Here is a 13,874-nt window from a genome sequence, read left to right on the forward strand (position 1 = left end):
GGGCTGCTCGGCGCGCTCGGCGACGGGGCCGTGCGCGTCGCGCACCTCGCCGCCACCGGCCCGGCCGCCGACCCCGGACTGCTCCGCTGGCGGCTCCCGCGCTGGGCCGGCCCGCTGGACGTCGTGGTCCTCACCAGCGCCGACGGCTCGGAGAGCGGACTGGTCGAACTCCTGGACCAGGCGCACCGCCGCGGCTGCGCGCTCGCCTCCGTCGCCCCCGCCGGCTCCCCGCTCGCCGAGGCCACCGCTCGCCGCCGCGGACCCGCGCTGCCCGCCACCACCGCGGACCACCTCCAGCCGGCCGACCACCCCGCCGCCGCGGCGGGCCACTGGCCGCTCCTCACCGCCACCCTGATGCTCGGCCACCGGCTCGGGGTCTGCGACGCCGACGACGCCGCGGTCGCCGCGCTCGCCGACCGCCTCGACACGGTCGCCGAGCGGTGCGGGCCGGTCGTCCCCACCGCGGAGAACCCGGCCCGGACGCTCGCCGCCGCGTGCCAGGGCGCGCTGCCGCTGCTGTGGAGTGAGGGCGACCTCGCCGGGGCCGTGGCCCGGCACGCCGTCCGGCTGCTGCACGCGCTGCCCGGCGTACCCGCGCTGACCGCTCCGCTGCCCGAGGCGCTGACCGCGCACGCGGCGCTGCTCACCGCCCGGCGCGGCGGCGACCCGGACGACTTCTTCCGCGACCGCGCCGACGACGAGCCGGAACTCCACCCCCGGGTGGTGCTGCTCGACAGCCCCGCCCCGACCGACCTGCCACCCGGCGCGGACCTCCCGCCGCGGGCCGCCGCGGCCGCGCGCGACCTGGCCCAGCACCACGGCGTCGCCTTCGGCGAACTCACCGCCGCTGAGGGCGGCCATCCCCTGGAGACCGCCGGTGAACTCCTCGCCCAGCTCGATTTCACCGCCGTTTACCTGACGCTCACCGCGGCCGCCCGATCATGACTGCGGCCGTCTCCGCGCGGCCCGTCACGGACCCGCCCGCCGGCCCGTGATGCAGCAGCGAAGACCGCGACCGCACTGGAGCAGCCACCACCATGGAACGACTCGACACCACCGTGCGCCCCTACGCCTGGGGCTCCACCACGGCCATCCCCGCCCTGCTGGGAGTCGAGCCGACCGGTGAACCCCAGGCCGAGATGTGGCTGGGCGCCCACCCCGGCGCCCCGTCCCGACTCGACCGCGGGGCCGGACCGGTGAGCCTCGCCGACGTCATCGCCGCCGACCCCGACACCGAGGTCGGCCCCGAGGTCCACGCCGCCTTCGGGCCGCGCCTGCCGTTCCTGTTGAAGCTGCTCGCCGCCGACGCCCCGCTGTCGCTCCAGGTCCACCCCGACCTGGCGCAGGCCGCCGCCGGCCACGCGGCCGAGGAGGCGCGGGGCGTGCCGCTGGACGCGCCGCACCGCACCTACAAGGACGACCAGCACAAGCCCGAACTGATCTGCGCCCTCACGCCGTTCGAGGGTCTCTGCGGATTCCGGGCACCGGCCCGCACCGCACGGCTCCTCGACGAGCTCGGCGTCCCCGCGCTCGCCGGCCACGCCGCGGCGCTCCGCGAGGACCGCGACGGCACGGCACTGCGGCAGGTCTTCACCGCCGTCCTCACCGCGGGCCGCGCGGCTGCCGGCGCCGCAGACGCCCCCGCGGCCGCCGAGCCCGGCGCCGACGACACCACGGCCGCCACGGTCGCGCACGTCGCCCGGGCGGCCGCCCGACTGGCCTCAGAGAGCGGGGAGTTCGCCGCGGCCTGCGCGGCCTACGCCCGGCTCGCGCGGAGCTACCCCGGGGACGCCGGCGTCATCGCCGCCCTGCTGCTCAACCACGTCCGACTCGCGCCGGGGGAGGCGCTGTTCCTCGACGCGGGCGTCCCCCACGCCTACCTCGGGGGACTGGGCGTCGAGATCATGGCCGGCTCCGACAACGTCCTGCGCTGCGGGCTCACCCCCAAGCACGTCGACGTCCCCGAACTACTGCGGATCGTCCGTTTCACCGGCGGCGACCCCCGGGTGCTGCTCCCCGTCCGCGACGCCCACGGGGAGGAGCACTACGAGACGCCGGTGACCGAGTTCCGGCTCTCCCGCCGCCGGCTCACCGCGGACGACGCCCCGGTCACCCCGCCCGCCGGGCGGCCGCAGATCCTCCTCTGCACCGAGGGCCGGGTCCGCCTCACCGCCGGCGACGGGGCCCACACGGTGCTCACCCCGGGCCAGGCCGCGTACGTCGCCGCGTCCGGGCCCGTGCCCGCCTGCACGGGGGAGGGGACGCTCTTCCGCGCGACGGTCGCGCTCTGAGCCGGTCGCGCTCCGAACCGGTCGCGCTCCGAGGCGAGGTCCCGGGTGGGCGGCGCGCCCCGGCCGCCCGCCCGGCCCGCGCCACCTCGCGTCGTGGCGCGCCGTCGGGGGCGGCTGTTAGCCTCGGGAACGACGTGCGATGTCGCTGCTGATGGCAGCCGGACGGCCGTGAGGCCGCCCCGGCCGAGGGGAAAGAAGGCCCTCCGACGGACTGCGCGGTCGGCCGCCATGCGGCGGCCGCCGCATCCTGCCCACTTCCGACACAGCTGAGGAGCAGCCGCTCATGACGAGCGCCATCCCGCAGGACTTCCAGGACTTCAAGATCGCGGACATCGCCCTGGCGGAGTTCGGCCGCAAGGAGATCTCCCTCGCCGAGCACGAGATGCCCGGCCTGATGGCCATCCGCGCCGAGTACGCCGAGTCGCAGCCGCTCGCCGGCGCCCGCATCACCGGATCGCTGCACATGACCGTGCAGACCGCGGTCCTCATCGAGACCCTCGTGGCGCTCGGCGCCCGGGTCCGCTGGGCCTCCTGCAACATCTTCTCCACCCAGGACCACGCCGCCGCGGCCATCGCCGCCGCCGGCATCCCCGTCTTCGCCTGGAAGGGCGAGACGCTGGAGGAGTACTGGTGGTGCACCGAGCAGGCGCTCACCTGGGGCGACACCCCCACCGGCGGCCCGAACATGATCCTGGACGACGGCGGCGACGCCACCGTCCTGCTCCACAAGGGCGTCGAGTACGAGAAGGCCGGCGAGGTCCCCTCCCCGGAGGGCGCCGACAACGACGAGCACCGCGTCATCCTGGAGCTGCTGACCCGCACGCTCGCCGAGACGCCGGGCAAGTGGACGCAGGCCGCCTCGGAGATCCGCGGGGTGACGGAGGAGACCACCACCGGTGTCCACCGCCTCTACGAGATGTTCCGCGACGGGTCGCTCCTCTTCCCCGCCATCAACGTGAACGACGCCGTCACCAAGTCGAAGTTCGACAACAAGTACGGCTGCCGCCACTCGCTGATCGACGGCATCAACCGCGCCACCGACGTGCTGATCGGCGGCAAGACGGCCGTCGTCTGCGGCTACGGCGACGTCGGCAAGGGCTGCGCCGAGTCGCTCCGCGGCCAGGGCGCCCGCGTCATCGTCACCGAGATCGACCCCATCTGCGCGCTCCAGGCGGCGATGGACGGCTACCAGGTCGCCACCCTGGACGACGTGGTCGAGACCGCCGACATCTTCATCACCACCACCGGGAACAAGGACGTCATCCTCGCCCCCGACATGGCCCGGATGAAGCACCAGGCGATCATCGGCAACATCGGCCACTTCGACAACGAGATCGACATGGCCGGCCTGGCGCAGCTGCCGGACGTCGTCCGCGACGAGGTCAAGCCCCAGGTCCACACCTGGACCTTCCCCACGGGCAAGAAGCTCATCGTGCTCTCCGAGGGGCGCCTGCTCAACCTCGGCAACGCGACCGGCCACCCGTCGTTCGTGATGTCCAACTCCTTCGCCAACCAGACGATCGCGCAGATCGAGCTGTTCACGAAGACCGAGGAGTACCCCACCGGGGTCTACGTGCTCCCCAAGCACCTCGACGAGAAGGTCGCACGCCTCCACCTCGACGCGCTGGGGGCCAAGCTCACCACGCTCACCGAGGAGCAGGCCGCCTACCTCGGCATCCCCGTCGAGGGCCCCTACAAGCCGGACCACTACCGCTACTGAGCTCCGGCAGCGCCCGGCAGGGGCGCGCGACGCACCACCGACGGCCCGCCCCACCCGGGGCGGCCCGTCCGCGTCCGCCCCACCGCCCGGCCGCTCGGTACGGTGGCGCCCATGCCCAGCGGCCGCTACACCCTCCACGACCCGCACGACCACACCCCCCTCGGCGAGGAACGGTTCCGGTGCGCCCCCGGGCCCACCGGGTGGCGCTACGTCGCCCACCGCACCGCGCCCGACGGCACCACCACCGGCCGGCTCGACCTGGCCCTCGACGACCTCGGACGTCCGATCCGCGTGGAGGCGGCCGCCGGCGACTGGCAGGTGCGCGGCGCCGCGCTCGACGGGGTGCGGTGGGTGCGGACCGACGCCACCGGGGCCCATGCACAGGAGGGCCACGCGCCCGCCCGGGCGTTCACCGGCACCTCACCCGCGTTCCTGGTGGCCCTGGCCCGGCTGCTGCGCCCCGCCGCCGGGCGCGCCGCACGGGTCCGGCTCGTCGCGCTGACCGACCCCGTGCTCGCGCCGCTCACCCTCGACCAGGCGTGGTCGCTCGCCGCGAGCGAGGACCACCACGACCCGGAGGCCGGGACGCTCACCGTCCACGACTACCGCGTGGAGGACCTCGCCACGGGCGACCGGTCGCTGGTCCATCTCGCCGGCGACGTGGTGCTCGCAGCGCCGGGTGTCGTGCTGGAGGAACTCGACGGGCCCCCCTCCGCGTACGACACCCTGCCGCTGCCGGAACCCGAGGGGTGAAGGCGGGGCCCGGCCGGTCGCTCATCCGGGCAGGGAGAACCCGCCACCGGTGCTGTCGGGTGCCGGCCGCGGCGGTGCCGACGCGACGGGCGTCGTACCGGCGGGCGTCGTACCGGCGGGGGCCGCGCCGCCGCCGGGCGCGCCCGGCGTGGTGCTTCCTGTCCGACGGTGCCCGTGCCGGCCGCCGGGCCCGACGCCCTGTCCCGGCCCCTACCCCTCCCCTGCCGACCGGCCGTGGCGCCGGCGGTTCCGTGCCCGACCACTCGTCCCCGAGGAGCAGCCCATGTCCGACAAGCGCACCGCCCGCCCGCCGGCCCGGCCCGCCGGCCCGCCCGGCAGCGGCGAGGCGGCGCCCCGACACCCGGCCGCAGGGGGCAGCCCCCAGCCGGACGGAACCAACCGGCCCTGCGGACCGACCCGTTGCGGCGGCTCGTGCCGCGCCGCCCGCGGCACGGCCGAACCCCGCCGGTGACTCATGCCCCCACCACGCAGTCCCCGAAACCGCGCCACGCCGCGTGACGGCGGGTTACGGCGCCGTTTCCGTTCCGGACCTGGCTGGGACGGAGGTGTCCCTGTCAGGCACAATCGCTGCGTTCCCGCCGTCCCGGCGCCGACGCGACCTCCGTGAGGACCACCCATGAGCACGACCCCGACCGACGACGCCGCCCCGGGCGCGAAGACGCCCGCGGGGCGCCTGGACGCGTTCTTCCAGATAGCCGAACGCGGTTCGACCGTCGGCCGGGAGCTCCGCGGCGGCCTGGTCACGTTCTTCACCATGGCCTACATCCTGGTTCTGAACCCGGTGATCCTCGGCGGCAGCACCGACGTCAACGGCGACCAGCTCGACATCGGCCAGCTCGTCACCGTCACCGCCCTCGTCGCGGCGGTCATGACGATCCTCATGGGCGTCACCGCCAACCTGCCGATCGCCCTCGCCGCCGGACTCGGCCTCAACGCGATGGTCGCCTACGGCTTGGCGCCGCTCATGACCTGGCCCGAGGCGATGGGCCTGGTCGTCCTGGAGGGGCTGCTGATCATCGCGCTGGCCCTGACCGGGCTGCGGGAGAAGGTCATGCAGGCCATCCCGATGCCGATCAAGCAGGCCATCGGCGTCGGTATCGGCCTCTTCATCGCCTTCATCGGCGTGATCAACGCGGGCTTCGCCGGGCCCGGCGACGGCACCCCCGTGACCCTCGGCGACGGCGGGGTGCTCCGCGGCTGGCCGGTCCTCGTCTTCTGCGTCGGCCTGCTGCTGACGTTCGTGCTGATGGCCCGCAAGGTCAAGGGCGCCATCCTGATCAGCATCGTCGCCACCACCGCGCTGGCCGTCGCCATCAACACCCTCGCCGACGACATCGCCTGGGGGCTCACCACCCCCGAGCTGCCGCGCGGCGTCGACGACATCGTGGCCATGCCGGACTTCGGCCTCGTGGGCGAGTTCAGCCTCTTCGGTGCGTTCGGTCAGATCAGCGTCATCACCGTGCTGCTGCTGATCTTCACCCTCTTCCTCACCGACTTCTTCGACACCATGGGCACCGCCGTGGCGGTGACCAACGAGGCGGGGCTGCTGAAGGACGGCCGACCGCCGCGGCTGGGCCGGCTGCTGCTGGTGGACGGCCTCGCCACCGTCGGCGGCGGCGCCTGCTCCGCCTCCTCCAACACGGCCTACATCGAGTCGGCCTCCGGCGTGGGGGAGGGGGCCCGTACCGGGCTCGCCAACCTGGTGACCGGCGGGCTCTTCGCTCTGGCGCTGTTCTTCGCGCCGCTGGCCGCCACCGTCCCCGCCCAGGCCGCCTCACCCGCGCTGGTCGTGGTCGGCTTCCTGATGATGACGCAGGTCGTCGGCGTGGACTGGAAGGCCTACGACATCGCCATCCCGGCGTTCGTGATCATCGCGGTGATGCCGTTCACCTACTCCATCACCCACGGCATCGGCGCCGGGTTCATCACCTACGTCGTGGTCAAGACCGCGCTGGGCCGGGTCCGCGAGGTGCACTGGCTGATGTGGGCGACCGCGGTGGCCTTCGTGGTCTTCTTCGCGATCGACCCCATCGAACAGATCCTCGGGGTCCGCTGATCGGAGCAGCCGGACGGCCCCGCCCCCTCGGAAAGAGGGGGCGGGGCCGTCCGGCTTCCCGGGACCGTTCCCGGCTGCCCTCAGAGCGCGATGCCCAGCACCAGCGCTCCGACGGTGTACACCGAGAGCGTGCACAGCACCAGCGCCACGACGTTGAGCAGGACACCGCCGCGGAGCATCTGCCCGATGGTGACCTGCCCGGAGCCGAACACGATGGCGTTCGGCGGGGTCGCCACGGGGAGCATGAAGGCGCAGGTGGCCGCCAGCGCCACCGGCACGGTCAGCAGCATCGGGTCGAGCCCGAGACCGATGGCCACGCCTCCCATGATGGGGAGGAAGGTCGCGGCCGTCGCGGTGTTGCTCGTCAGCTCGGTCAGCAGGAGCACCAGCGCGGCCACGGAGATCACCAGCAGCACGACCGGGATGGCGTCGAGCCCGGTGACCTGCTCGCCGACCCACTCGCTGAGCCCGCTCTCACCGAACTGGGCGGACAGGCTCAGGCCGCCCCCGAACAGCAGCAGGATGCCCCACGGGATCTCCTTGGTGTCCTCCCAGACCAGGACGCGTGCACCGCCGGAGCGGTCGGCCGGGAGCAGGAAGAGCAGCACCGCGGCGCAGACCGCCACCCCGGAGTCGCCGAACCGCTCCGGCCAGTCCCACATCCCGTCCAGCTGGGGGACCACCACCCACGACACCGCGGCAAGGCCGAACACCGCGAGGACGGTGCGCTCGGCATGGCTCATCGGGCCGAGTTCCCGCTTGCGTTCGGCGATCATCTCGCGACCACCGGGGATCTCGGTCAGCGTGGCGCGGAACACCAGCTTCGTCAGCACGAACCAGGCGATCGCCAGGAAGACGGCTGCCAGCGGTACACCGAAGAGCATCCACTGGAAGAAGCCGATGGAGATGTCGTGGGCGCTCTGCAGGTACTCGCGCAGGAACGCGTTCGGCGGTGTACCGATCAGGGTGCCGAGCGACCCGATGGACGCGGCGTAGGCGATGCCGAGCATCAGCGCGGTCGCGAAGTTGGGGTCCCTCTTGCCGTCGCCGAGCTGGGCGACCAGCCCCAGGACGGCTATGCCGATCGGGAGCATCATGACCGCGGTGGCGGTGTTGGATATCCACATCGACAGCAGACCGGTGGCGATCATGAAACCCGCCACCATGCGGCCCGGACTGGTCCCCACGAGCAGCACGGTGGACAGCGCGAACCGCGTGTGCAGGTTCCAGCGCTGCATCGCGACCGCGAGGACGAAGCCGCCCATGAAGAGGAAGATCGTGTCGCTCGCGTACGGCGAGGCGACGTCCGAGAACGGTGCGTTGCCCAGCAGGGGGAACAGCACCAGAGGGACCAGGGCGGTCGCCGGGAGGGGGAGCGCCTCGGTCATCCACCACACCGCCATCAGCGTGGCGACCGCTGCGACGTTCTTCGCGTCCGCGGACAGGGAGTCAGGAGCCGCCAGTCGCACGGCCACCGCCAGCACGACGCCGAGGCCCAGGCCGATCCACTGTCGGGGGCGCACCCTCGGTGTGTCGGGATTCGCCACCGGGGGCGCATCCGCTTCTTCGGTACCGCTGTTGTTGCCGACGGGCATTCTCACCCCTGGGAGAGTTGGTTCTGAGCCGTGCCAACCTCCCACCGGGCCCACCCCGTGACAAGCACCTTCGGTTGCCGGACGCCGCGTTGCCGTCGCGGGACGCTCAGGGTTGTCGCCCCGAGGACGTCTGACGCGGCGTCCGGCCCCCGGGTCAGCGCACCGGGGTGAAGTCCCGTGCGCCGATGTACTCCGGCCGCGGCACCGGGGCCGCGAACGGCTCCACCGCGGTGTTCTCCACGCTGTTGAAGACGATGAAGACGTTGGAACGCGGGAACGGCGTGATGTTGTCCCCCGAGCCGTGCATCGCGTTGCAATCGAACCAGGTCGCCGAGCCCGCCGCGCCCGTGAACAGCTTGATGCCGTGGGCGTCCGCCAGGCGCGTCAGCTGCTCGTCGGACGGGGTCCCCGCGTCCTGCATCTGCAGCGACTTCTTGTAGTTGTCCTCCGGCGTGGCGCCCTCACACCCCAGGAAGGTGCGGTGGGAGCCGGGCATGATCATCAGCCCGCCGTTGGTGTCGTGGTTCCGGGTGAGGGCGATCGAGACCGAGACCGCCCGCATGCGGGGCATCCCGTCCTCCGCGTGCCAGGTCTCGAAGTCGGAGTGCCAGTAGAAGCCGGTCGCACCGAAGCCCGGCTTCACGTTGATGCGGCTCTGGTGGACGTACACGTCCGAGCCGAGAATCTGCCGGGCGCGGTCCGCCAGGCGCGGGTCGCGGACCAGGGAGGCGAAGACCTCGCTGATGCGGTGGACCTCGAAGACCGTACGGATCTTGTCCGAGTGGGGCTCCACGATGGAGCGCGGGTCGGCCTTGACCGCCGGGTCGGTGGTGAGCCGTTCCAGCTCGCCGTGGTACAGCTCCACCTCGTCCGGGGTGATGAGTGCGTCGATCGCGAGAAAGCCGTCGTGGTCGAAGGACGCCAGGTCGGCGGCGCCGATCGGGCCCGGCGTGCCGGGTTCCGACCAGACAACCGGGTCCTGGCGGTCGGTGATCACTTCGCTCTCACCGCGCGTGGGGTAGAGGTCGGCGATCTGCGCGGGTGCGGTCGTCATGGTGTGCCATCCTCTCGATTGATCTCTTGCGTGAGCTGGTCCCGTGCCGCCCCCGAAAAGGGCCGAACCGGCGCCGCCGGCGCGTTCCGAGGGGGTGGCGTTAGCCCGGAGCCGGGGCCCCTTGTGTGCGTCAATCCTCCGCGGGCTCGGTGAGCAGAGGGTAGACGCCGTTCTCGTCGTGGTCCTCCCGGCCGGTGACCGGCGGGTTGAAGACGCAGACCACGCGGAAGTCGGTCTTGGGTCGCAGGGTGTGCTTCTCGTGTCCGTCGAGCAGGTACATGGTTCCCGGACGGATCCAGTGCACCTCGCCCGTGTCGTCGTTGGTCAGCTCGGCCTCGCCCTCGACGCAGAGCACGGCCTCGATGTGGTTGGCGTACCACATCGACGTCTCGGTACCCGCGTAGAGCACCGTCTCGTGCAGCGAGAAGCCAACGCGCTCCTTGGCGAGGACCAGCCGCTTGCTGCGCCAGGTGCCGGACGCGGACTTCACGTCCCGGTCGGTGCCTTCGATGTCGCTGAGGGAACGGACGATCACTTCTTCACGGTGCCTTCCTGCGGACGGTCCGGCAAGCCGCAGCGCGAAACCTCTGAGGCGAACCTTCACCGGACGGTGCCGCCGTCGTTACAACGGGTTCACCGGGACGCGCGGGTGCGCGCCCCGGGCAGGGGGCCGGACGGGTGGAGCGCCGTCCGGCCCCGGGGCCCAGATCGGGCTGGTCAGCCGGCCTCGCGCACCGCGCGGGCCAGGATGCGCAGCCCCTCGTCCAGCTCCTCGGGCGAGATGGTCAGCGCCGGCAGCAGCTTGACGACCTCGCTCTCCGGGCCGGAGGTCTCGACCAGCAGGCCGAGGTCGAACGCGCGGCGGCAGATGCGGCCCGCGCGCTCCTTGTCGGGGAACTCCATGCCCCACACCAGGCCGCGGCCCCGGAAGTGGCCGCCGGCGTCCGGGTTCTCCCGGACGATGCCCGCCAGGGCGGCCTCGACCTGCTCGCCGCGGGCCATGGTCTGCTTCTCCATCTGGCCGTCGTGCCAGTAGGCGTCCAGCGCGGCGGCGGCGGTCACGAACGCCGGGTTGTTGCCGCGGAAGGTGCCGTTGTGCTCACCGGGCTCCCAGACGTCCAGCTCCGGCTTGAAGAGCGTGAGCGCCAGCGGCAGGCCGTAGCCGCTGATCGACTTCGAGACGGTGATGATGTCCGGCTGGATGCCCGCCTCCTCGAAGGAGAAGAAGGCACCCGTGCGGCCGCAGCCCATCTGGATGTCGTCCACGATGAGCAGCATGTCGTACCGGCGGCACAGGTCCGCCAGGGCGCGCAGCCACTCGGCGCGGGCCACGTTGATGCCGCCCTCGCCCTGGACCGTCTCCACGATCACGGCGGCCGGCTGGTTGAGGCCCGAGCCCGAGTCCTCCAGCAGCCGCTCGAACCAGATGAAGTCCGGCGTGCGCCCGTCGAGGTAGTCGTCGAAGGGCATCGGGGTGCCGTGGACCAGCGGGATGCCGGCGCCGGCGCGCTTGAAGGCGTTGCCGGTGACCGCCAGCGACCCCAGCGACATGCCGTGGAAGGCGTTGGTGAAGGAGACGATGGACTCGCGCCCCTTGACCTTGCGCGCCAGCTTCAACGCCGACTCCACGGCGTTGGTGCCGGTCGGGCCCGGGAACATCACCTTGTGGTCCATGTCGCGGGGGCGCAGGATCACGTCGCGGAAGGTCTCCAGGAACGCCCGCTTGGCCGTGGTGGACATGTCCAGGCCGTGGGTGATCCCGTCGCGCTCCAGGTAGTCCAGCAGGGCGCGTTTGAGGACCGGGTTGTTGTGCCCGTAGTTCAGAGACCCGGCGCCGGCGAAGAAGTCGAGGTAGCGGTGGCCGTCCTCGTCGAAGAGGTAGCTGCCCTGGGCGCGGTCGAAGATGGCGGGCCAGGCGCGGCAGTAGCTGCGAACCTCCGACTCGACGGTCTCGAAGACGCTGAGGTCGGGCTGGGTGATGGTCACGGCGTTCTCTCCTGAGGTTCGGGTGCGTGCGGGATGCAGGCCGGTGGGCGTCCCGTCGCGGTGCGTCGTCGGTCGGCGCGTCGTCCACCTGCGGGCGTCGCGCGGCGCGTCGGGGCGCTGGGTACGACTTCGCTCCCGGGGTGGGGGAGCGGTCGCGGCGCGGTCCGGTACGTCGTTGTCCGGTGCGGCGGCGCGGAGCTGGCTGCGGAGGTGGTCCGGGGCGTGCGGTGGTTCCGTCAGGCGGCCAGGGGCCCGATGCGGTGGAGCACCTCCGGCTCGTGGCCGTCGTCGGGGAACACGTCGGCGTCGAGCAGGACGTCGCTGCGCATCGGTGCGCTGTGCCGATCGGCGAAGGAGGTGAACAACCGGTTGGAGGGCGCGTTGTCCGGGGTGACCGTGGTCTCCACGAACTCCACGCCCAGTTCCTCCGCGGTGCGGGCGACCAGCGTTCCGAGCATCGCCGCCGCCAGACCGCGTCCGCGCTGGCTGTGGTCAACGGCGACCTGCCAGACGAAGAGGGTGCGCTGATCCTGCGGGCGCAGATAGCCGGTGATGAAGCCGACCGGGTCACCGTCCGCGTCACGCGCCACGATGGACGTGGCACTGTGGTCGCGGCACCACAGCAAGTAGCTGTAGGAGGAGTTGAGATCGAGAACCCGTGAGTCCCGCGCGATGCGCCAGAGCGCCGCGCCGTCCTCGAGGCGTGGATAGTCGAGCTTCAATCCCTCGGGCATTTCTGCGCTTTTAACGGGGGCACGTGCATGGTCTGCTTGTGCGGAGGTCATGTCTATCGAATTTACCCAGCAAGTGCGAAGATTGCATCGCCAGGCGCGGTTCACAGCGGGGCTGGAATGTGCTATGGGGAGGCCGTGAAAGTAGCCCGGATCGAGGGGTGGTACGGCAGGGTTCGTGCTGATATTTCCACGCGAACCGGACAGGGTGTTGGCTTGGTCACAGATCCGTAACATCGATGACTTCTGCGACGGCCAATCGTTGATCCAGTGAAACTCAATGCGTTTTGTTTAGGCATCGGGGGTCTGGGCAGCAGCAGATGGGACCCTAGGTGCCGTAAGCGCCCCGTATTCATCCGGTTGCGTTTCCGCGGATTTCATCAGCGCACAATGCCACAGAAATCCCCGACAGTGCCGGTGCGTCACAGCCGTACAACTCGTAGCCTGCCGCCATGACTTCACCCCAGGAACGGCCGGTCCTCCGCGTCACCGGCCGCGTGCTCACCGGGCCCGGTCCCGAGGACGTCCTCGACGAGATCTGGGCCGTCGACGGTCGCGTGAGCCTCACCCCGCCGGCCGACACGCGCGACGCCGTCACCGTCTCGGGGTGGGCGCTGCCCGGCCTGATCGACGCCCACTGCCACATCGGCCTCGACGGGCACGGCGCGATCGACGCCGCCGCGGCCGAGAAGCAGGCGGTGACCGAACGCGAGGCGGGGGTGCTCCTGCTCCGCGACGCCGGCTCCCCCTCCGACACCCGCTGGATCGACGGGCGCGAGGACCTGCCCCGCGTCATCCGCGCCGGCCGGCACATCGCCCGCCCGCGCCGCTACATCCGGAACTACGGCCACGAGATCGACCCCGCCGAGCTGCCCGCCCGGGTGCGCAGCGAGGCCCGCGCCGGCGACGGCTGGGTCAAGCTCGTCGGGGACTGGATCGACCGCGAGCGGGGCGACCTCGCCCCGTGCTGGCCCGCCGGCGCGCTCCGGGAGGCCATCGCCGCCGCCCATGAGGAGGGTGCCCGGGTGACCGCCCACTGCTTTGCGGCCGAGTCGCTGCCCGACCTCCTGGCGGCGGGTGTCGACTGCGTCGAGCACGCCACCGGCCTCACCGCCGAGACCGTCCCGGCCTTCGCCGAGCGCGGGGTGGCCATCGTCCCGACCCTGGTCAACATCGCGACCTTCCCGGACCTCGCCGCGAGCGGGGAGGGGAAGTTCCCGCGCTGGGCCGCGCACATGCGGGCGCTCCACGCCCGCCGCTACGAGACGGTGCGCACCGCCTGGGAGGCGGGCGTGCCGGTCTACCCGGGCACCGACGCCGGCGGCACCATCCCGCACGGCCTGATCGCCCGCGAGATCGCCGAACTCGTCCGCGCGGGCATCCCGGCCGCCGAGGTCGTCGCCGCCGCCTCCTGGGGCGGACGGGCGTGGCTGGGCCGTCCCGGGCTCACCGAGGGCGCGCCCGCCGACCTCGTCGTCTACGCCGCCGACCCGCGGGACGACGTCCGCGTCATGGCGGCCCCGCGGCGCGTGGTGCTCAACGGGCGCGTCGTCGCCTGATCCGCCGCTCCCGGCCCCCGCGGCGCCGGCCCACGCGGTGCCGGCCCCCGGTGCCGCGGGCTGACGGTACCCCCGGCGGCCGGTCCGGGCCGCTGCGTCGGGCTCGCG

Annotated in this window: 11 protein-coding genes; 6 read left to right on the forward strand and 5 right to left on the reverse strand. The window is 72.6% G+C overall.

All coding sequences use genetic code 11. The features are described 5' to 3' along the window. The 5 genes from HCN56_RS17435 to HCN56_RS17455 all read left to right on the forward strand — a co-directional run. The coding region (locus tag HCN56_RS17435) for an SIS domain-containing protein (protein ID WP_167972209.1) at positions 1–945 on the forward strand (945 nt) is incomplete at its 5' end. 92 nt (positions 946–1,037) lie between these two features. Further along, complete coding sequence (gene manA, locus HCN56_RS17440; RefSeq protein ID WP_167972211.1) at positions 1,038–2,291, forward strand: mannose-6-phosphate isomerase, class I; 1,254 nt, start codon at positions 1,038–1,040, stop codon at positions 2,289–2,291. A 283-nt stretch (positions 2,292–2,574) separates the two neighbouring features. Continuing rightward, a complete protein-coding gene (gene ahcY / locus HCN56_RS17445; protein WP_167972213.1) occupies positions 2,575–4,011 on the forward strand; it encodes an adenosylhomocysteinase in 1,437 nt (478 codons plus the stop codon). Positions 4,012–4,122: 111 nt separating this feature from the next. Next, positions 4,123–4,764 carry a hypothetical protein gene (locus HCN56_RS17450; RefSeq protein ID WP_167972214.1) on the forward strand — a complete coding sequence of 214 codons (642 nt, stop codon included), beginning with the start codon at positions 4,123–4,125 and terminating at the stop codon, positions 4,762–4,764. A 637-nt stretch (positions 4,765–5,401) separates the two neighbouring features. Beyond that, positions 5,402–6,841 (forward strand): NCS2 family permease, encoded by a 1,440-nt coding sequence (locus HCN56_RS17455; protein ID WP_167972216.1) that lies wholly within the window; start codon positions 5,402–5,404, stop codon positions 6,839–6,841. 80 nt (positions 6,842–6,921) lie between these two features. On the opposite strand, the gene HCN56_RS17460 is transcribed toward HCN56_RS17455, so the two are convergent. The 5 genes from HCN56_RS17460 to ectA form a co-directional block, all read right to left on the reverse strand. Further along, entirely contained in the window at positions 6,922–8,364 is a 1,443-nt protein-coding gene (locus HCN56_RS17460; RefSeq protein WP_312871281.1) for an SLC13 family permease, read from the reverse strand. 226 nt (positions 8,365–8,590) lie between these two features. Further along, complete coding sequence (thpD, locus tag HCN56_RS17465) at positions 8,591–9,490, reverse strand: ectoine hydroxylase (protein WP_167972218.1); 900 nt, start codon at positions 9,488–9,490, stop codon at positions 8,591–8,593. A gap of 130 nt (positions 9,491–9,620) precedes the next feature. Beyond that, positions 9,621–10,025 (reverse strand): ectoine synthase, encoded by a 405-nt coding sequence (locus HCN56_RS17470; protein WP_167972220.1) that lies wholly within the window; start codon positions 10,023–10,025, stop codon positions 9,621–9,623. Between the two features lie 182 nt (positions 10,026–10,207). Beyond that, positions 10,208–11,476 (reverse strand): diaminobutyrate--2-oxoglutarate transaminase, encoded by a 1,269-nt coding sequence (gene ectB, locus HCN56_RS17475; protein WP_167972222.1) that lies wholly within the window; start codon positions 11,474–11,476, stop codon positions 10,208–10,210. 236 nt (positions 11,477–11,712) lie between these two features. Further along, on the reverse strand, positions 11,713–12,210 hold the full coding sequence (gene ectA / locus HCN56_RS17480) for a diaminobutyrate acetyltransferase (protein WP_167972224.1): 498 nt from the start codon (positions 12,208–12,210) through the stop codon (positions 11,713–11,715). Positions 12,211–12,659: 449 nt separating this feature from the next. Between ectA and HCN56_RS17485 the strand changes: the two genes are divergently transcribed. Then, positions 12,660–13,766, forward strand: a complete 1,107-nt coding sequence (locus tag HCN56_RS17485) for an amidohydrolase family protein (protein WP_167972226.1) — start codon at positions 12,660–12,662, stop codon at positions 13,764–13,766. Positions 13,767–13,874 lie beyond the last annotated feature (108 nt).

The organism is Streptomyces lonarensis (assembly GCF_012033735.1).
Classification (GTDB): domain Bacteria; phylum Actinomycetota; class Actinomycetes; order Streptomycetales; family Streptomycetaceae; genus Streptomyces; species Streptomyces lonarensis.

Excerpts from the sequence above, each read along its gene's own strand:
- manA (WP_167972211.1), top strand. The coding sequence starts at position 1,038 with ATGGAACGACTCGACACCACCGTGCGCCCCTACGCCTGGGGCTCCACC.
- ectA (WP_167972224.1), bottom strand. The coding sequence starts at position 12,210 with ATGCCCGAGGGATTGAAGCTCGACTATCCACGCCTCGAGGACGGCGCG.
- ahcY (WP_167972213.1), top strand. The coding sequence starts at position 2,575 with ATGACGAGCGCCATCCCGCAGGACTTCCAGGACTTCAAGATCGCGGAC.
- HCN56_RS17485 (WP_167972226.1), top strand. The coding sequence starts at position 12,660 with ATGACTTCACCCCAGGAACGGCCGGTCCTCCGCGTCACCGGCCGCGTG.
- HCN56_RS17455 (WP_167972216.1), top strand. The coding sequence starts at position 5,402 with ATGAGCACGACCCCGACCGACGACGCCGCCCCGGGCGCGAAGACGCCC.
- HCN56_RS17450 (WP_167972214.1), top strand. The coding sequence starts at position 4,123 with ATGCCCAGCGGCCGCTACACCCTCCACGACCCGCACGACCACACCCCC.
- thpD (WP_167972218.1), bottom strand. The coding sequence starts at position 9,490 with ATGACGACCGCACCCGCGCAGATCGCCGACCTCTACCCCACGCGCGGT.